General features: G+C 65.4%; 20 protein-coding genes. 12 read left to right on the top strand and 8 right to left on the bottom strand.

From position 1 onward, the window contains the following. Window position 1 precedes the first annotated feature (1 nt). Window positions 2-868 carry an SDR family oxidoreductase gene (locus ACLB6G_RS11950; RefSeq protein ID WP_410356399.1) on the bottom strand — a complete coding sequence of 289 codons (867 nt, stop codon included), beginning with the start codon at window positions 866-868 and terminating at the stop codon, window positions 2-4. After that, on the bottom strand, window positions 865-2,073 hold the full coding sequence (locus ACLB6G_RS11945; RefSeq protein WP_410356398.1) for an acyl-CoA dehydrogenase family protein: 1,209 nt from the start codon (window positions 2,071-2,073) through the stop codon (window positions 865-867). Before ACLB6G_RS11945 ends, ACLB6G_RS11950 begins: the two co-directional genes overlap by 4 nt. A 225-nt stretch (window positions 2,074-2,298) precedes the next feature. On the opposite strand from ACLB6G_RS11945, the gene ACLB6G_RS11940 reads away from it, so the two are divergent. From ACLB6G_RS11940 to ACLB6G_RS11900, 9 genes are all read left to right on the top strand, one after another. Beyond that, window positions 2,299-3,081: an enoyl-CoA hydratase-related protein gene (locus ACLB6G_RS11940; RefSeq protein WP_410356397.1), complete on the top strand. Its 783-nt coding sequence runs from the start codon at window positions 2,299-2,301 to the stop codon at window positions 3,079-3,081. After that, on the top strand, window positions 3,078-4,925 hold the full coding sequence (locus ACLB6G_RS11935; RefSeq protein WP_410356396.1) for an acyclic terpene utilization AtuA family protein: 1,848 nt from the start codon (window positions 3,078-3,080) through the stop codon (window positions 4,923-4,925). The genes ACLB6G_RS11940 and ACLB6G_RS11935 overlap by 4 nt, the downstream gene beginning before the upstream one ends. Then, window positions 4,922-6,406 carry an acetyl-CoA carboxylase biotin carboxylase subunit gene (locus ACLB6G_RS11930; RefSeq protein ID WP_410356395.1) on the top strand — a complete coding sequence of 495 codons (1,485 nt, stop codon included), beginning with the start codon at window positions 4,922-4,924 and terminating at the stop codon, window positions 6,404-6,406. Before ACLB6G_RS11935 ends, ACLB6G_RS11930 begins: the two co-directional genes overlap by 4 nt. A gap of 2 nt (window positions 6,407-6,408) precedes the next feature. Next, entirely contained in the window at window positions 6,409-6,912 is a 504-nt protein-coding gene (locus tag ACLB6G_RS11925) for a biotin/lipoyl-containing protein (protein ID WP_410356394.1), read from the top strand. Window positions 6,913-6,917: 5 nt separating this feature from the next. Continuing rightward, on the top strand, window positions 6,918-8,525 hold the full coding sequence (locus ACLB6G_RS11920) for an acyl-CoA carboxylase subunit beta (RefSeq protein WP_410356393.1): 1,608 nt from the start codon (window positions 6,918-6,920) through the stop codon (window positions 8,523-8,525). Window positions 8,526-8,527: 2 nt separating this feature from the next. Then, the gene (locus ACLB6G_RS11915) at window positions 8,528-9,127 is read left to right on the top strand and encodes a 2-hydroxychromene-2-carboxylate isomerase (protein WP_410356392.1); all 600 of its coding nucleotides are present in this window, start codon (window positions 8,528-8,530) and stop codon (window positions 9,125-9,127) included. A 2-nt stretch (window positions 9,128-9,129) separates the two neighbouring features. Continuing rightward, window positions 9,130-9,891 (top strand): enoyl-CoA hydratase-related protein, encoded by a 762-nt coding sequence (locus ACLB6G_RS11910; RefSeq protein ID WP_410356391.1) that lies wholly within the window; start codon window positions 9,130-9,132, stop codon window positions 9,889-9,891. Between the two features lie 28 nt (window positions 9,892-9,919). Next, window positions 9,920-10,570, top strand: a complete 651-nt coding sequence (locus tag ACLB6G_RS11905) for a transglutaminase domain-containing protein (protein ID WP_410356390.1) — start codon at window positions 9,920-9,922, stop codon at window positions 10,568-10,570. A gap of 74 nt (window positions 10,571-10,644) precedes the next feature. Next, window positions 10,645-11,745 (top strand): glycosyltransferase family 4 protein, encoded by a 1,101-nt coding sequence (locus tag ACLB6G_RS11900; protein ID WP_410356389.1) that lies wholly within the window; start codon window positions 10,645-10,647, stop codon window positions 11,743-11,745. Here the strand turns inward: ACLB6G_RS11900 and ACLB6G_RS11895 are convergent. Genes ACLB6G_RS11895 through ACLB6G_RS11885 form a run of 3 tightly spaced genes read right to left on the bottom strand, consistent with a single transcriptional unit; the run spans window position 11,718 to window position 13,784 of the window. Further along, on the bottom strand, window positions 11,718-12,488 hold the full coding sequence (locus tag ACLB6G_RS11895; protein WP_410356388.1) for a polysaccharide deacetylase family protein: 771 nt from the start codon (window positions 12,486-12,488) through the stop codon (window positions 11,718-11,720). The two genes, ACLB6G_RS11900 and ACLB6G_RS11895, sit on opposite strands and share 28 nt — an antisense overlap. A gap of 4 nt (window positions 12,489-12,492) precedes the next feature. After that, complete coding sequence (locus ACLB6G_RS11890; RefSeq protein WP_410356387.1) at window positions 12,493-13,008, bottom strand: phosphatidylglycerophosphatase A family protein; 516 nt, start codon at window positions 13,006-13,008, stop codon at window positions 12,493-12,495. Beyond that, window positions 13,005-13,784: a CDP-alcohol phosphatidyltransferase family protein gene (locus ACLB6G_RS11885; protein ID WP_410356386.1), complete on the bottom strand. Its 780-nt coding sequence runs from the start codon at window positions 13,782-13,784 to the stop codon at window positions 13,005-13,007. Before ACLB6G_RS11885 ends, ACLB6G_RS11890 begins: the two co-directional genes overlap by 4 nt. A gap of 111 nt (window positions 13,785-13,895) precedes the next feature. Here ACLB6G_RS11885 and ACLB6G_RS11880 point away from each other — a divergent pair, with 111 nt between their 5' ends. Genes ACLB6G_RS11880 through ACLB6G_RS11870 form a run of 3 tightly spaced genes read left to right on the top strand, consistent with a single transcriptional unit; the run spans window position 13,896 to window position 16,013 of the window. After that, complete coding sequence (locus tag ACLB6G_RS11880; RefSeq protein ID WP_410356385.1) at window positions 13,896-14,684, top strand: glycosyltransferase family 32 protein; 789 nt, start codon at window positions 13,896-13,898, stop codon at window positions 14,682-14,684. Continuing rightward, entirely contained in the window at window positions 14,684-15,595 is a 912-nt protein-coding gene (locus ACLB6G_RS11875; RefSeq protein ID WP_410356384.1) for a hypothetical protein, read from the top strand. The genes ACLB6G_RS11880 and ACLB6G_RS11875 overlap by 1 nt, the downstream gene beginning before the upstream one ends. Continuing rightward, window positions 15,582-16,013, top strand: coding sequence for a hypothetical protein (locus tag ACLB6G_RS11870; protein WP_410356383.1), 432 nt, complete (start codon window positions 15,582-15,584; stop codon window positions 16,011-16,013). Before ACLB6G_RS11875 ends, ACLB6G_RS11870 begins: the two co-directional genes overlap by 14 nt. On the opposite strand, the gene ACLB6G_RS11865 is transcribed toward ACLB6G_RS11870, so the two are convergent. Genes ACLB6G_RS11865 through ACLB6G_RS11855 form a run of 3 tightly spaced genes read right to left on the bottom strand, consistent with a single transcriptional unit; the run spans window position 15,988 to window position 18,265 of the window. Beyond that, on the bottom strand, window positions 15,988-16,791 hold the full coding sequence (locus tag ACLB6G_RS11865; protein ID WP_410356382.1) for a MaoC family dehydratase: 804 nt from the start codon (window positions 16,789-16,791) through the stop codon (window positions 15,988-15,990). The genes ACLB6G_RS11870 and ACLB6G_RS11865 overlap by 26 nt on opposite strands. Further along, a complete protein-coding gene (locus ACLB6G_RS11860) occupies window positions 16,788-18,005 on the bottom strand; it encodes a beta-ketoacyl-[acyl-carrier-protein] synthase family protein (protein ID WP_410356381.1) in 1,218 nt (405 codons plus the stop codon). The genes ACLB6G_RS11865 and ACLB6G_RS11860 overlap by 4 nt, the downstream gene beginning before the upstream one ends. Then, the gene (locus tag ACLB6G_RS11855) at window positions 18,002-18,265 is read right to left on the bottom strand and encodes a phosphopantetheine-binding protein (RefSeq protein WP_410356379.1); all 264 of its coding nucleotides are present in this window, start codon (window positions 18,263-18,265) and stop codon (window positions 18,002-18,004) included. Before ACLB6G_RS11855 ends, ACLB6G_RS11860 begins: the two co-directional genes overlap by 4 nt. Window positions 18,266-18,281: the final 16 nt, after the last annotated feature.

Genomic DNA, 18,281 nt, shown 5'->3' with positions numbered 1-18,281 from the left:
GCTACGTGTCCGCCTTGAAATAATCGGGCTTGCCCGTGGTCCAGGTCTCGCCCCACAACTGGCCCCCGCCGTCCACGGTCAGCAATTCGCCCGTGATGAACTTGCCGGACGGACCGCCCATGTAGACACAGGCCTCAGCGATGTCCCAGGCATCTCCGGCACGCAGCATGGGATTGGATTGCGGATAGGCCGCGCGGGCTTCCGGCGTGTAGACGCGCCAGCCCTCCGTCTTGATGGCTCCGGGCGCGATGCAGTTGACGCGGATGCCGAGCGGCGCCCATTCGACGGCCACGCTGCGCGACAGGCCGATGACGCCGCAGCGCGCCGCGATGGTATGCGCCACACCGTAAAGCCCGTGCGTTGTCACCACGACGATGTTGACGATGCTGCCCGGCCGGCCGCTGTCGCGCCACTTGCGCGCGGCCGCCTGCATCATGAACCATGTCCCGTTGAGGTTGGTATTGATGACCGCGTTCCAGCCCTTCACGCTGAAATCGATGGCAGGCTGGGGAAACTGTCCGCCGGCGCTGTTGACCAGGATGTCGAGCGGCCCGTGCGCCTGCCAGACCGTGTCGAAGAATGCGGCGACGGCGTCCGGGTCGCGGATGTCCACCGTGTGGCCATGGCACGACCAGTCCGCCGCCCGGATCGCCTCGACGACGCCGGCGATCTTCTCCTCGCTTCGCCCCGAAACGATGACGGTCGCGCCGAGGCGGGCAAACAGCCATGCCGTGGCCCGGCCGATTCCGCCTGCCCCTCCGGACACCAGGACCGTCTTTCCCGCCATCGACCCCGCCCCGAAGACGGTGGGATGGACCGCGAGGTCGGCATCCCCAAAGCCGAAGGTCTCCTCGTCCGTCCCGCTCACTTGCGCATGTCCCGCAACAATTCGCCGGCAATGATCATCTTGCGCACCTCGGTCGTGCCCGCGCCGATCTCCAGCAACTTGGTGGAGCGGAACAGGCGGTTGATCTCCGACTCCCAGATATAGCCGGTTCCGCCGTGCACCTGGACGGCGAGATCGAGAACCTTGTGCGCGGCCTCGGCCGCGAACATCACCGACGCCGCGGTCAGCTTGTGGATGTCGCCGCGCCCGCCGCCGCCGATCTCGAGCGGCGCGGCGGCGGCCAGCACCTTGTAGGTCAGCGCCCGCATCGATTCCACCTGGACATACATGTCGGCAAGCATCGACTGGACCATCTGGAAGGAGCCGATCGGCTTGCCGAACTGCTGTCGTGTCTGCGCATACTCCACCGAAAGCTCCAGCGCCCGTTCGGCAACGCCAAGGCAGATGGGGGAGATCATGGCGCGTTCCAGGTCGAGCCCGCTCATGACCACCGCGACGCCCCGGTTCTCGCCGCCGACCATGTTCTCGGCCGGAACCCGGCACTCCTCGAACACCAGTTCGGCAGTCTGGCTGCCGCGATAGCCCATCTTGATCAGCTTCTGCGCCACCTTGAAGCCGGGCATGTCCTTTTCGACGATGAAGGCGGATATGCCATGCGCGCCCTTTTCCTTGTCGGTCTTGGCATAGACCAGCAGCACGTCGGCGACCGGGCCGTTGGTGATGTAGATCTTGCTGCCATTGAGGACATAGTGGTCGCCGTCGCGCCGCGCGGTGGTGCGCATGGAGCCCATGGCGTCCGATCCGGCACCCGGCTCCGTCAGCCCGAGCGCGCCGATCTTGCGGCCCGAACACAGGTCGGGGAGATACTTGCGGCGCTGCTCCTCGTTGCCGTTTCGGTAGATGTTGTTGGCGCACAGGTTGTCATGCGCCACCCAGGCCAGCGCCATGGCATGGTTCCAGCGCGACATGCCCTGCAGGACGAGGCCCGCCGCCACAAGGTCGAGGCCGGCGCCGCCATACTCCTCCGGAATGGTGATGCCGAAAAGCCCGTTGTCGCCGATCTTCGGAAAGGCATCCTCGGGCCACCATTCCTCATTGTCCATCCGCTCGGCCAGGGGATACAGTTCGTTGCGGGAAAACCGGTCCGCATTGTCCAGGATCATCTGCTGATCCTCGTTGAGATCGAACGCGTTTGCCCACTCGTTGGTCCCGGCGAAACCCTGCATTCCTGCTCCTCCCAGCGGCCAAGGCGCCGGCTTTTCCGGGCGCCATTAATGAAATCTCTTCATCTGACAAAAAATGCCTTGATGTCAATAGAGACCGCATGAAACATTGATGTTTCGGAGATTTCTACATTGCCATCCGGCCCATTGAGAAGCCGGTTGACATTCGTGATGAATTCAAATCATTTATTGGAAACGGCTTGGGAACCCGCAGGGAGCGAGGCAGCAGTGACGGAACCGGTCATCACAGCACGCAAGGGCGCCACCGCCTGGATCGCGATCAACCGCCCGGAACGCCGCAATGCGCTCAACGAGAGCGTCGCACTCGCCATCCAGGCAGCCCTCGACGAGGCCGAGAACGATGACGAGGTGCGTGCCATCGTCATCACCGGAAGCGGCGACAAGGCGTTTTGCGCCGGCGGCGACCTGCAACTCCAGGCCGACGGCACGCCCTTCACCATCGATGCCGCCGATCCCAGGCACTATGTCGCCCGCCTGTTGCGGCGCATGGAGGCCTGCCGCCTGCCACTCGTCGCCCGTGTCAACGGCCATGCGCTGGCCGGAGGGTTCGGCCTCGTCTGCGCCTGCGATCTCGTCGTGGCGCGTGAGGATGCCCTTGTCGGCGTGACGGAGACCCGGGTCGGGCTGTTCCCGATGATGATCCTGCCCTTCCTGATCCGCAACCTGCCAAACCGGCGCCTGATGGAGTTCTGCATCACCGGCGAACCGGTCACCGCCGCGGAAGCCGCTGCCGACCGGATCGTGAACTATGCCGTTCCCGCTGGCGAACTGGACGAAAAGCTCGACTGGCTTCTGGCCCGCATCACCGACAAGTCGCCCACCGGCATCCGGCTTGGAAAACAGGGCCTGGCCAAGATCCGCGAAATGACGCTCGACGGCGCGCTGGAATATGCCCAGTTCATGCTGGCCAACATGGCCCGCACGAAGGACGCGGTGGAGGGATTCCGGGCGTTCAACGAGAAGCGCCCGCCCGAATGGACCGGTGAATGACCGCCATGGACAGGATCGTGCGCATCGGATGCGGGGCCGGCTTTTGGGGCGACAGTCCTGACGGACCGGCACAACTCGTCCGCTCCGGCAAGATCGACTACCTGATGATGGACTATCTCGCCGAGATCACCATGTCGATCCTCACCCGCATGAAGGCCAAGCGGCCGGAACTGGGCTATGCCACCGACTTCGTTGCATCGGTGATGAAGCCTCTGGCCCGCGAGATCGCCGGTCGGAGAATACGCGTCGTCACCAATGCTGGGGGCGTCAATCCGGCGGCCTGCCGCGATGCGCTGGCTGCTGTCTTCCGCGAGGCCGGCGTGGATCTGCGCATCGCCGTCGTTCACGGCGACGACCTGTCCGGCTCCATCGAAAGGTTCCGCGAGGCGGGTGTCACCGAGATGTTCTCAGGCAGGCCCCTGCCCGAAAAACTAACCAGCGTGAACGCCTACCTGGGCGCGTTTCCCGTCGCGGCCGCGCTCGAAGCCGGGGCCGATGTCGTGATCACCGGCCGCGCCGTCGATTCCGCGCTTGTGCTCGGCCCGCTCATCCACGAATTCGGCTGGCGGCCGGAGGATCATGACCTGCTGTCGGCCGGCAGCCTCGCCGGCCATGTGCTGGAATGCGGGACGCAGGTGACGGGCGGCATATTTACCGACTGGCAGAGCGTGCCCGGCTGGGACGACATGGGCTTTCCCATCGCCGAATGCACCGCCGACGGCACGTTCACCGTGACCAAGCCGGAAGGCACCGGCGGCCTTGTCTCGACCGCCACCGTGGCCGAGCAGATCACCTACGAGGTCGGCGATCCGGCCCGCTACATCCTGCCCGACGTGATCGCCGACTGGAGCGGTGTCCGGCTCGAACAGGACGGGAAGGACCGGGTGAAGGTGTCGGGGGCGAGGGGTTCGGCGCCGACGGACACCTACAAGGTGAGCGCGACCCATGCCGACGGTTACCGGTCTTCCGTCACCATGGCGATCATCGGCCGCGATGCCGTGGCGAAGGCCGAGGCCACGGGTGCGGCCATACTGGAACGCTCGCACCGCCTGATGGCCGAGGCCGGCTACGCGGATTTCAGCGAACGGTCTATCGAGGTGCTGGGTTCCGAAACCAATTACGGGGCCTCTTCACGCCGCCGCGACACCCGCGAGGTGATCCTCAAGCTTGCCGTCAAGCACGACTCCCGGGAAGCGCTTGGCATCTTCGCGCGGGAGATCTTCCCCGCCGCCACCGCCATGGCGCAGGGCCTGACCGGATTTTCGGGCGGCCGGCCGGAGCCGCAGCCCGTCATCCGCCTGTTCTCATTCCTGGTGCCGAAGAAGGACGTTCCCGTCAGCATCGAGATCGACGGAAAGCAGACCAGCGTCCCGATCGCCGTGCCGGCGGAAGGAGCGGCGCAAGACCCGCAGGCTGCCAGGGACCCGAGCGCGGACACCGAACCGGACGGGTGGGAAAGCGATGGCCCGGTCGTGACCGTGCCGCTGATCGCACTGGCGCACGGGCGCAGCGGCGACAAGGGCGATATCGGCAATATCGGCATCCTCGCGCGCGACGAAAGCTACCTGCCATGGATCCGGCGCAGCGCGACGCCGGAGCGCGTGGCGGGTTATTTCAGCCACTTCCTGCGCGGTCCCGTCGAGCGTTTCGAATGGCCCGGCCTGAACGGCTTCAACTACCTGCTGCATCAGGGGCTTGGCGGCGGCGGCGTCGCCTCGCTGCGCCATGACCCGCAGGGCAAGGCGCTGGCCCAGATAATGATGGATTTCCCGGTCGAGGTCCCCGTCACATGGCTGGAACCCGGCGGAAGGCTGGAAACGTGGAAGAAAGAGGCTTCGGCATGACCGCCCCGCTGTTCAACAAGGTCCTGATTGCCAATCGCGGCGAGATCGCCTGCCGGATCATGGCGACACTGAAGGCCATGGGCATTGCGTCGGTGGCGATCTGTCATCGCGCCGAGGCACAGGCCCGCCATGTCCGCATCGCCGACGAATGGAGCGAAGTGACAGGCGAGACGCCGGTCGCCGCCCATCTCGACATCGCGCAGATCATAGCGGTTGCCAGGAAGCACGGCGCCGATGCCATTCATCCGGGCTACGGCTTCCTGTCGGAAAACGCCGCCTTCGCCTCGGCTGTCGCCGATGCCGGAATGACATTCATCGGCCCGGACGCGAAGACCATTGCCCTGATGGGCGATAAGATCTCCGCGCGCAATTTCGCCGAGGCCAATGGTGTCGCCGTGGCACCCTCGGTCATGCCGACCGAGGACGTGGATGACTTCGTGGAGAAGGCTGCCACCATTGGCTTCCCGCTGCTGATCAAGGCGGCGGCGGGCGGCGGCGGCAAGGGCATGAGCATTGTCCGCGACGCGGAGGGCCTTGCGCAGGCCGCGCGCATCGCTTCCAGCGAGGCCGAACGCTATTTCGGAGACGGACGCGTCTATGCCGAAACCTATGTGGAACGCCCCCGGCATATCGAGGTGCAGGTCCTGGGCGATGGCGAAGGCGGCGCAATCCACCTTTTCGAACGGGAATGCTCCGTCCAGCGGCGTTTCCAGAAGATCATCGAGGAAGCCCCCGCGGCCAACCTTTCACCGGCCCTGCGCGACGAGATCTGCGCTTCCGCCGTCCGCCTTGCCTCGGCGGCGAAGTACCGCAATGCCGGCACCGTGGAATATATCCTGGGCGCCGACGGCCGCTTCTTCTTCCTGGAGATGAACACCCGCCTGCAGGTCGAGCATCCGGTGACCGAAATGATCACCGGCGTCGATCTTGTGCGCGCCCAGATCGAGATCGCGGCCGGCCGCGGATTGCCGATGGAGCAGGCGGGCGTGCGCATCGACGGTCACGCCATCGAATGCCGCATCTGCGCCGAGGACCCGGAGCGCGACTTCATGCCGGAGACCGGCGTCATCCGTTATCTGGGCGTTCCGGAGGAAAACTGGCTGCGTTTCGAGAATGCGCTGACACGCGGGCAGAAGATCACCGCCGATTTCGATCCGATGCTTGCCAAGCTGGTTGCCCATGGCGTCAGCCGTGACGAGGCGGTGGACCGCTCCATCGCGGCCCTGCGCGAACTGGCGCTGCTCGGCGTGAAGACCAATACGGACTACCTCGCCGCCGTCCTCGACCATCCGGCCTTCCGGGCCGGCGATCTTCACACCGGTTTCGTGGCCACGCACCGCGACGCGTTGCTACCCTCCCCCCTGTCCGGACAGGAGAAGGCGCAGGTCCTCGCGGCGGCGGCACTGGGCTTCCGCGAATTTCGCGAGCTCGTCACCGGAACGCCGGAACCGCACGCGGCCATTGGCGGCTGGAGGAACTGATCATGGGCTTCAGGCTGATCCTCGACGGCGAGGAACACGAGATCACGATCATCCGGCGCCGGCCGCACCTGGTGCTCGACATCGACGGCGAGAAGCACGAGATCACGGATCTGGGCAGCGATGGCGACGGACGGCACGAACTGGGTGCGGCAGGCCAGTCCGTCGGCTTTGCCAGGGCGACCCACGGCAATCTCCAGATCGTCCGGCTCAACGGCCGCACGCATGAGGTGGCGCTCGTCGATCCCTTCTCCGATGCCGGCGATGCCGGCGGTGCGCACGACGTGTTGCGCGCACCCATGCCGGGCACTGTCATCTCCCTTCACTGCAAGGCCGGCGACGCGGTCCGGCGCGGCGACCCGCTCGTCACCATCGAAAGCATGAAATTGCAGACGCTTCTTCCGGCCATGCGCGACGGCACGATTGCCGAGATCCTCAGGAGCGAGGGCGAAACCTTCGACAAGGACGAGGTGATCGTCAGGCTGGAAGCCGAAAGCGAAAAGGCCTGACCCCGATGCGCAAGATCCAGTCCATGCTCAGTACCTCGTCGGCGGAGTTCCGCGCCTACGACGCCCATAATCGCCGGATCCTCGCGGAGTTCCGCGAAAAGCAGGAAGCCGCGCGCCACAAGCGGCCGCAACGGGACCTCGACCGGCTGGCCCGCCAGGGCAAGATGCGTCCGCGCGAGCGTGTCGAAAAGCTTCTCGATCCCGGCACCCCGTTCCTGGAACTGTCATCGCTTGCCGCCAACATGGCCTATGGCGGCGAGGCGCCCTCGGCCAGTTCCATCGTCGGCATCGGCGTGGTGTCGGGCCGCGAAGTCATCATTCGCGCCGACGATCCCTCGGTCAAGGGCGGCGCCTGGTATCCGCTGACCGCCAAGAAGATCGTCCGTGCCCTCGATATCGCCATGGAAAACCGCCTTCCGGTGATCCACCTGTGCGATTCCGCGGGCGGCTTCCTGCAATTGCAATCGGAGATCTTCCCCGACCGCTACATGGCCGGCCGCATCTTCCGCAACCAGTCGGTACTCTCGAAGATGGGCGTCAAGCAGTTGTCGCTCGTTTTCGGCCACTGCACGGCCGGCGGCGCCTATATCCCCGGGCTTTCCGACTACAACGTGATCGTGCGCGGCACGGGCGCGGTCTTCCTGGGCGGGCCGCCGCTCGTCAAGGCCGCCACCGGTGAAGAAGTCTCCGTCGAGGAACTCGGCGGGGCCGACATGCATACGTCGGTGTCGGGCACATGCGATTATCCGGCGGCCAGCGAGGAAGAGGCAATCCATATCGGGCGCGAGATCGTCGCCCAGTGGGACCGCCCGCGCAAATGGGATTGCCAGCGCGAGACCCCGGAAGATCCCGCTTACGATCCGGAGGAAATTTACGGGATCATTCCCAATGACATCAAGAAGCAGTTCGACATGCGCGAGATCATCGCCCGCATCGTCGATGGAAGCCGCTTCCACGAATACCAGCCGAACTATGGCACGACGCTGGTATGCGGCTTCGCCAACATCTGGGGCTACAAGGTCGGCATCCTTGCCAACAACGGCGTGCTGTTCAACGACTCCTCGCTCAAGGGCGGGCATTTCATCGAATTGTGCAACCAGAACAACACGCCGCTCGTTTTCCTCCAGAACATCACCGGCTACATGATCGGCCGCGAATACGAGCGGCGCGGCATCACCAAGGACGGCGCCAAGATGATCATGGCGCAAAGCTGTTCGCGCGTGCCCAAGTTCACCGTCATGTGCAACGGTTCCTTCGGCGCCGGCAATTACGGCATGTGCGGGCGTGCCTTTGACGCCCGCTTCCTGTTTTCCTGGCCCAACCACCAGATCGGCGTCATGGGCGGCGACCAGGCCGCCAACACGCTTGCCGAGGTCAAGATCAACCAGATGAAGCGCAATGGCGAGGCCGTGGACCAGGCCGCCATCAAGGCGCTCTGGGACCAGACGCGATCGGCCTACCAGGAGCAATTGTCCGCCTATTACGCGACATCCGAACTCTGGGACGATGGCATCATCGACCCGGTCGATACGCGCAATGCGCTCGGGATCGCCATTTCCGCCTCGCTCAACGCGCCGTTGGGCGATCCTGGCTATGGCGTGTTCAGGTTCTGACCATGGGCGAACCGGTCCGCTTCCACTTCGACTTCGCCTCGCCCTACGCCTATTTCGCGAGCACGCTGATCGACGGGATCGGCGCGGAATTCGACCGGCCGGTCGAATGGCGTCCGGTCCTCGTCTGGGCCATCCTGAAGGCGCATGGCATCGCGCCGCCCATGGAGGCGCCGGTAAAGCGGGCCTATTTCCTCAAGGACATGGAGCGCTCGGCCAGGTTCCTTGGCGTGGACTACCGAGAACCGGTCCGCCTGCCCCTGTCCTCGCACCTGGCGGCCCGTCTTTATTACGTCCTCCACGAGGATGACCCCGGCGTTGCAAGATCCTTTGCCCGAAGTGTCTTCCATGCTTTCTTTGTCGCCGGCGAGGACATCTCCGACGATTCGACGCTGGTCTCCATCGCGAAAGCCCATGGCATGACCGAACAGGCTGCGCGTGACGGCATGACGGGCCAGATGGGCCGCGACCTGCTGCAGAAGGCCGTGACGGAGGCTGTCGCCGACGGCGTGATCGGCTCCCCGCATTTCATTGCCGATGGCGAGGGTTTCTTCGGCGCCGACCGCCTGCCGCAACTGCGCTGGCACCTGGAAACAAGAGGCTGACCATGACCTATTCGGACATTCTCTGCGAACACGCCGACGGCGTCCTGACGATCCGGGTCAACCGGCCGGACAAGCTGAACGCCTATCGCAACGAAACCGCCGACGAACTGGTTCATGCCTTGCAGGCCGCGGAAAAGGATCCGGCCGTCCGGGCCGTGCTCCTGACCGGCGCCGGGCGCGCCTTCGGCGCCGGCTACGACCTGACGACCGTCGATCCGCATGCCGAACCGGAGCTCGACACCGTGCTGGAGCGTCACTTCAACCCGCTGGTGGAAGCGATGCGCCGGTCGCGGCTGCCCATCGTGTCCGCCGTCAACGGTCCCTGCGCGGGTGCTGCTGTCGGCATCGCGTTCGCCGCCGACATCGTGATTGCGGCGCGTTCGGCCTATTTCTACGAACCCTTTGTCGGGATCGCGCTGGTGCCCGATGCCGGCAACACGCTGTTCCTGCCGCGTATTGTCGGGCGCATCCGCGCTTCGGGCATGATGCTGCTGGGTGAACGCATCGACGCCGCCCGCGCCGAACGCTGGGGTCTTGTCTGGGATGTGGTGGACGAAGAAGCGCTGGTTCCCGCCGCGCTGGCCATCTGCCAGCGCCTTGCGGGCCAGGATGCAAGCGCCATCGCGGCAACCAAGCGGCTGATCTTCCAGGCAGCCGATTTCGGCGCGGGTGAACAGCTTGCGCTGGAACGCGACTTGCAGGGCGAAGCGGGCCGTTCACCGGCCATGAAGGAACGCGTCGCCGCGTTCTTCGCCCGCAAATGACCGCTGCGAAGGAAACGGGAGGTCGGGTATGACGGACATGGCATTGCGCGAAACCCGTTTCATCGATTCCGGCCATCCGGAGGTGGCGGCCTTCGCCGCGCCGCATCTGCGGCCCGGCGACGATGTCGCAACGGCGGTAAACCTCTACTATGCCATCCGTGACGCCGTTCCCTATGACGTCCGTGCCTTTGGTCTTGACGAGGACGGCTTTGTCGCCTCGCGGGTCCTGAAAGCGAAATCGGCCTTCTGCGTGCCGAAGGCCATCGCGCTCGCGGCCCTGGCGCGCGCCGCCGGCATTCCCTCCAGGGTCGGCTTTGCCAATGTCCGCAACCACCTGACGACGCCGAAGATCGCGGCGCTGATGGACGACGAGGTTTTCCGCTGGCATGCCTACACCGCCCTCTGGCTCGACGGCCGGTGGGTAAAGGCGACGCCGGCCTTCGACATCGCCTTGTGCGAACGCCACGGCATCAAGCCGCTGGATTTCAACGGCCGGGACGATTCCATCTTCCATCCGTTCGACCGGCAGGGCCGGCACCACATGGAATATCTCGATTTCATCGGCGAATTCGACGATATGCCCTTCGAGACCTTTGCAGCCGAAATGCGAAAGGCCTATCCGCGCATGCTGGAAGCCCTTGATCGGGAACGCGCGCTACGGCAAGGACGTGGCGGCTGAACGGTCGCAGGAAGCGGCCGCGCGAACGGGCTGGAGCTTTGACGGGAACAGGACAGGGCCTGCGGATCGCACTGGTGACCGACTGGTTCGCGCCACGCCGGGGCGGAATCGAATCCCAGTTGCTTGGATTGGCGCAAGCGCTCGGTCGCGCCGGGGCGGTCACGGAGGTGATCACCTGCTTGCCCGGTCCGGCCAACGTCGAGGGGGTCGCGGTCACGCGGCTCGACTGGCCGCTTGTGCCAGGCGCAAAGGTCGCCATGCCGTTTGGCCTGGAGCGCCGGTTGCGGGCAGTGCTGTCCGCCGGCAACCATGACGTGGTTCATGTCCATCCAAGCGTCGTCGCGCCGTTCTGCCTGGCCGGGGCCCGCGCTGCCCGTGCCCTGTCGCTGCCGCTCCTTGTGACGTTTCATTCCTCCATGGTCACCTTGCCCCGTACCTTGCGCCTTGCCGAAAGGATGTTCGGCTGGACATCGGGACAGGTCGTTCTGTCAGGGGTCAGCCAGGTCATCGCGCGGCAGGTCGCATGCATCGATCCGCAAGCGGTGCCACTGGTCCTGCCGAACGGCTTCGATGACGGCTTCTGGATGACCGGCCGGGACAGGCACTCCCCCTCGCCCGGCGAACCGTTCCGGATCGCCGCCGCCATGCGTCTTGAGGCCACGAAGCGCCCGCTTGCACTGGTCAGCGCCTTTGCGCAGGCGCGGCAGATCGCCGGCAATGCCGGCGGCCCGGACCTTCACCTGACGATTGCCGGAGAGGGCAGCCATGCCGGCAGGCTGCGCCGGGCCGTGGCCGGAATGGGGCTTTCCGGCCATGTCGATCTGGCCGGCTGGCTCGACCCGGACAGCCTGCGCGGCCTTTACCGGCACTCGCATGCCTTCCTGTCGGCCTCGACGAAGGAAGCCTTCGGCATCGCGGGGCTCGAAGCACGGGCCAGCGGCCTTCCGGTGGTGGCCCGCGCCGGGACGGGCATGTCCGACTACCTGGAGGACGCCCAGGACGGATTTCTGGCCGGTTCGGACACGGAACTGGCTGAGGGCCTGGCCCGGCTTGCCCTCCAGCCAGGCCTGTTGAAGCGCATGTCCGGCCCCCGTCCCGCACTGGTCCGCTTCGGCTGGGACGCGGTGGCCGCCCGGCACCTGGAGATCTATCGCGGACTTGCAGGCGCGACCTGACCGGAGGCCGGCGCGTAATCGCGCACGAGGCGGAAATTCGCGCCCCTGTCCTTGAAGAAGCCAATGGTGCTGCGCAACGCCGCCAGGGCGGGCGCCCCGGTCCGGAACCGGCAGTCATAGCGCAGCCGTTCCGATGTCAGGTCCACGAATTCCCACGGATGAACGAACAGCGTGACCGGCGACTTCAGCATGCCGAGCCACGGGTTCCGGATCATCTCGGGAAGGCGGAGGACGCTCGACGTCACCGATGCTGGAAGCCGCGCCGGTCCGCCGCTCGTGCGGGCCACCGGTTCCTGCCGCTTGTAGAGCGCGCGCGATGCATCGACGGTGATGCCCTCCTCGACGAGGATCGGCAGGAAACGCTCCTGAAAGGAAAGATATGGCGCGCGGAAGGACGTGACCGGCGCGAAGGCGCGGAGGATGGCATTGGTCTGGCAGATTTCCCCGCGCGCCTGCGCCTCGTCCATTTCCCGAAAGGAATTGTGGGAATAGCCGTGGCAGGCAAGCTCATGCCCCCTGTCGACGATGGACCGGATACAGTCAGGATGAGCCTGTGCCGTCGCACCGGTCGTGAAGAAGGTGACCGGCACCTGCTCCCGGTCAAGGACCTCCATCAGCGCCGGCATGCCTTCCACGATGCCGCGCCAGGTCCACAGATAGGGCGGGCAGTCGGGTTCGACGTCCACCGTCAGGTAGACATCGGGTCCGCCTCCCGCGCCGTCGTTTTTCTGAAGGTCCGTCATCCGGTTACAAGAGCCCCGCCCATGTGAGGGACAAGAGGACGGCAGCCGCCCATCCCGCGGCAAGTATGTCGTCGCCGATGACCGCAAAGCCGGATTTGCCGTGGCGGTCCGGGAGGTGGACCGGCCAGGGCTTCCAGACATCGAACAGCCGGAACAGCAGGAAGGCGAGCACGATGGCTTCCGCCGACAGCGGCGCGGCTTCCAGTGTCAGGCTCATGCCGATCGTCTCGTCGATGACGATGGAATTGTGGTCGTGCCGGTTCAGGTCGTTTCCGGTTCGAGCCGCCGCCCATGACGCCGCGGCGATGAGGATGACATAGAGCGCGGCCCGGATGGGAAGCGGAACCTGCGCAAGGGCCGCGAACAGGGCAATGCCGCCGATCGATCCCATGGTGCCCGGCGCGATGCGTGAAAGGCCAAGGCCGAAGGACAGCGCCAGCATCTGATGCGGCGAACGCAACATGCCGGAAAGGCTCGGACGCAGTTCCGGCTCCGCCGGGGATCGGGTCACGGCGCTCATGGCAGGACCGTGTCACGCGCCGTGTCCGTCTCGCGCAGCATGAAGCGCGCGCGGGCAAAGCGCTGCAAGGCGGTGAAGTGGGTCATGACGGCGAGCATCCACAGCGCAACCGGCAGGAACCAATCCAAGACCGGTGCGCCGATCAGGCCGGTGCAAAGGATGAAGAGCCGTGTGGGCTTCTCAAGGAAGTCGCCCCATCCCTTGTTGGCGATCGGCATTTCTATGGCGGTCCTCGCCTTGGCATAGCTGGTCAGCATGGAACCGGACAATATCAGGAAGGAAACGAGCCATGCATCCAGGACGATGGCAACAGCAAGATAGATGGCGACTTCCTCGTAGCGGTCGATGATGGCGTCGAGATAGCCGCCGAACAGGGACGACGTTCCCTGGTGGCGGGCAACCAGGCCGTCCAGCGTATCGAACAGCAGTGCCGCGATCAGCCCCGATCCGAACCACAGGGTGTTGTGCGACCAGAGGAACAGGCCGCAATTGAACAGGACGAGGACAAGACCGATGACGGTGATCTGGTTCGGCGTGATGCCGCTGCCGGCGACGAGCGCCACGAAGCGCCGGCCGATCCCGATCGCCCAGTTGACGAGTGCCGGACGGTCCCGGCGCTGGCGGTCCTGAACCGGTGCGTGATCGCTGCGTTTTCGCCGCAGGAAATGGAAGGCGAGGCTCAAGGCCGCGAGTGAGAGCCCGATCGCGTAATACCATCCGGCGAAAGCAAAGGTCGGATCGTCCATCTGCAGGAATTGTTGAACGGATTCGAGCATTCCGATACACCCTGTCATGGCCGCCCAGGGGCGGCCGGCACCCGTTCAGTCAGGCAATGGCAGGCTTTCGGGATGCAAGCCTGCCCGACCTCTTGCCATGCGTGCCCGCCCATGATTCCGAGATTGCTGTCACAGACCTGGAAATCGGACCGTCTCACCGGTGAGGCCGCGCGCTGCCGGGACAGCTGGCTGCGCCTCAATCCGCAACTGACCTACCGGCTTCACGACGACAGCGCAAGCCGTGCCGTGGTCGCCGAGGTCGCCCCGGAATTCCTGGCCGTCTACGATGCCCTGCCCTTCCCCGTCATGCGGGCGGATATATACCGCTACGCGGTGATCTATCGCGACGGTGGACTCTATGCCGACATCGACATGGAGTGCTTGAGACCACTTCCAGACAGCCTCTTTGCCACGGGCTGCCTGCTGGCCGAAGAGGCGAGGCTGACGCGCCGCCGCATGGCGGAACTGGGCTATCCCGCACCGGTGCAGATCGCCAATTGCATTTTCGGCGCCAGACCCGGGCACCCTTTTTTCCTGGCCGCCTTGCAGCGCGCATTCATGCTCGCCGGAGCAGCGCCCCATGCTGACCGGAGCGCCATCGAGGACATCACCGGACCGCGCATGCTCACGCGTCTGTTCTTCGAACAGGCGTGGCCCGATGTTGCGGTGACACCGAACGTGGTGCTGATGGCGCCCCTGCATTATCCCGACATCTGGCCCGTCAACCGCAACATGTATGCGCGGCATCGAACATTCGGGACATGGAAGGATAAACACGGCAGAAAGGCTCTTTCGCGCACCTGGATCGAGCGAAACCTGCAACCCAATCCGTTTCCGCCCGCCATTCTTGCCGACCGGCCAGGCTATCTGCGTGCGCTCGGCGCCCCGGAGCACGCCTGATGCTGGATGGTATGCGGCGCAATTTCCGGCGGGCGGTGACACGCTTCGCCAATCCCTCCTTGCCGGAGATCGCCGGCCTCTACTGGCGCGCGCTGCGCCTGCAATTGGCGACCCGGCCTCCACGCATCCCGCATTCCCGCGTCTTGGACGGCGGCGGGCGCACCGTGATCTCGCTGACGACGATTCCGGCCCGCGCCCGCCATGTCCGGCCGGCGCTGCTCAGCCTGCTCGACCAGACGACGCCCGCCGACCGGATCATGCTGGCCTATCCGGAGACGTCGTTGCGCGGCGCGGTGCCCTATCCCGATCCCGCATCGCTGGATCTTCCGGACGGGATCGACGTGGTGCGATGCGGCGACAGCGGTCCGTCCACGAAGCTCTTGCCGGCGCTTGCGCTCGAACCGGACGCGCTCATCATCGTTGCCGACGATGACGTGATCTATCCGCGTGACTTTGTCGCCACGCTCAAGGCGGCGCACCGGCGCGAACCGGGAACCGCCTGGGGCTATCGCGGCGTGCGCCTTGATGGAAAGACCCCTTTCGCGCATCTTCCGCATCTGCTGGCCAGCGGACTTGCCGCACCGGCACCGGCCGATGTGCTCTTCGGCACCTGGGGTTATGCCGTGACGGCCGGCATGCTCGATCGCGCGGTCCATGACTATTCCGGCCAGGATGACGCGGTGCGCTGGGTCGATGACATCTGGATTTCGGGCCATCTGGCGCGCCGGGGCATTCCACGCAAGATATTGACAAGCAGCCTCTTTCCGGTGGAGTCACCGACGGTTCTGCGCGCGGCGCTGACAAGCGGTATCAACCGGTCGGGCGCCAATGACGAAGCAGCCATAAAGGTTTTTGCCGGCGACTGGGGCAGCCCTGCCGCGGCAACGGAAAGCGGTGGTGACGATGATTGAACTGGCCTATGCGAGTTTCGGAAAACCTGCGCCCGGCTCCATGGACCGGCGAACCCATGCGTTCGTCTGGCTGATGTCCGCCGTGTTCGTTCTGGTCTCCGTCGCCATTCTCGCCGTCATGAACTTCTTTGCCTTGCCGACGGGCACCTTCGTCAATTTTCTCGGCCGCAACGGCGTCCGGTTTCATTTCCTCAAGCTCTTCGGCGCGGTTCCGGCCATCGCGGTGACACTGCCGGTGCTGATGGCCTATGCGTTATGGCACCAGTCACAGAGCCATGGCCTGTTCGCGCTGGTCTGGCCGATGGGCGCCGTATGGCTGCTTGGCGGCACGTTGATCGCCTTGCTCGCCGTTCTGGGCAGGATCGGCGCGGGCAAGCCTCCGGACCGGACCGTCACCGGAAAGCAAGGTCGGCGATAGCCGTGACCCCGCCATCGGCGCGATGGATGAAGACCCGCGCTTCATCGTCGCGCGTGCTGGCCTCATTGCGCACCACGGCGAAGCCCGCGCTTTCACCCACCGGATGCGGCGCGGCAAAGCGCATGCGCAGGCCGCGCAGGCTGCGCATCTCACCCAGCAGGGGCAGGACCGGTTCCAGCAATCCGGCAAGAAGCGCTCCCGGCACGACCGTCCCTTCCAGGCCCACGGACCGCGCGAAGGCTGCGTCCGTGTGCAACGGATTGCCATCGCCTGCCAGGCGGACATAGTCGGTGACGGCATCCTGGGTCAGGGCCGGCGTTTCCCACGACGCCAATTGCGCGCCACGGGTGGCGCGCGCGAGCGCGAGTGGCTTCAGCGCCACGAGCCCGCTGGCCGGCACTTCACGCAAACGCGCCAGCAGCCGGACGATCTCGCCGCCCGCTGCGGCGCGCACGTCAAGTGAAAGGACCATGCCCGCGCCTTGCAGGCTCTCGCTTTCGATCCGCCCTTCGGCAGCCAGAGCCTCGCCGGGACGGATGGGCGAGCGGCAGTCGATCGAAAGGCTTTCCTGAATGAGGACGTGGCCTTTCCGGGCAGGAGCGGCAGCAAGGGCCGCGGCACCGGGAAAAGCCGTCAGCAGCATCAGTGGCGCGATGAAGGGGATATCGGTCCGTGGTCCGCCGCCGCCGGCGGCCGCGTCCAGAAGCCGGGCCAGCCCACCACATGCCGGAATGTCCAGGCCGGACGGGAGGGACAGGGAGCGCTGCCCCTCATTCAATGGAAGGCATCCGGCAGGGCGATCAGGAGAGAGGCGTTGATGCCGCCAAAGGCAAATGAGTTCGACAGGGCCGCCGGCGCGTTGAATGCTCTGGCCTCGCCATGGACCGGCTCGAACCCGATTTTCGGATCGACACTGGTGAAATTGAGCGTGGGAGGGGCAAGCCGCGAGCGCAATGCTTCCAGCGTGATGATGAACTCCAGCGCGCCGCCCGCCCCGAGCGCATGGCCGTGCACGGGCTTGGTGGACGAGACGAGCACATCGTCGAAGCCCTGCCCGAAAACCCTCCGCATGGCTTCCGTCTCGGCGATATCGTTGGCAATGGTGCCGGTCCCGTGGGCATTGAGGTAACCGATGGACGAAGCGTCAAGCCCCGATGCTTCGATGGCTTGCTGCATGCAGGCCTGCGGACCTGCCGGATCCGGGCGCAGGAGATCCATGGCGTCGCTTGTCGTTCCGTAGCCTGCGAGCACGGCGAGAATGGGCGCGCCCCTGGCGCGGGCCGCATCCTCGGATTCCAGGACGACGACCCCCGCCCCGTCACCCAGCACCATGCCGTCGCGATCCTTGGAAAACGGCCGGCAACAGGTGCCGGTCATCACGTGCAGCGCTTCCCATGCGGCAAAGACGGCATCGACAAGCAAGGCTTCCGCGCCTCCGGCCAGGCAACGGTCTGCAAGTCCGGCAGCCACAAGCTGCGCGCCCAGACCGATCGACTGGGCGCCCGAGGAGCAGGCCGTGGACACGCAATAGATTGGCCCCGTTGCCTTCATTTCCATGGAGACCCAGGAGGCAGGGGCATTGGTCATGATCTTCGGGATGGCAAACGGATCGACCCGCGACATCGGATCGAGCGAAAAATTGTAGAAGCTGGTGTCGAGTGTTTCGGCACCGCCAAAACCGGAGCCGATCACAACGGCACAGCGCGGCCCGAAATCGGCAGCTTCCAGACCGGCATGGGCGGCGGCTTCGCGGGCCGCCGCAAGCGCGAGCATCGATATGCGGTCCTGGAAGCGCGGGCGCCCTTCGGCCTTCAACTGCTGCCATATCGCATCGGGGACAGGCGCCGCATGATGAACGCTCTGGCGCGGATTGCGCGTGAAATCGACCTTCACGACCCCGCTGCGGCCGTCGCGCGCGGACGTCCACAGGGCGTCACGGCCCATGCCGCAAGCCGAAACGGCCCCGGCACCGGTAATGACGACGCGCTTCAAGATTCGCCCGCTGTCCCTGCGGCCTTCGCCTCGATGCGCGACTTGACCATGGCAACGAGATCGCCAACGGTCTTGGCATCCGCCAATTCTTCGTCAACGGCGATATAGACACCCCATTTTTCCTCGATCGCCATGAGGACCATCACATAATCGGCTGACTGGATGGAAAGGGATTCCAGCGTGGCGTCCGGATGGAGCAATGCGCGGTCAACCAGCGCTTCCTTGGCGACAATATCCAGCAGTTCGTCTTCAATTTCCATTTGCACCTTGCCCCTG

Source organism: Zhengella sedimenti, from assembly GCF_046506625.1.
Taxonomy (GTDB): Bacteria; Pseudomonadota; Alphaproteobacteria; order Rhizobiales; family Rhizobiaceae; genus Zhengella; species Zhengella sedimenti.
This window is presented reverse-complemented; position numbering and strand designations above follow the sequence as displayed.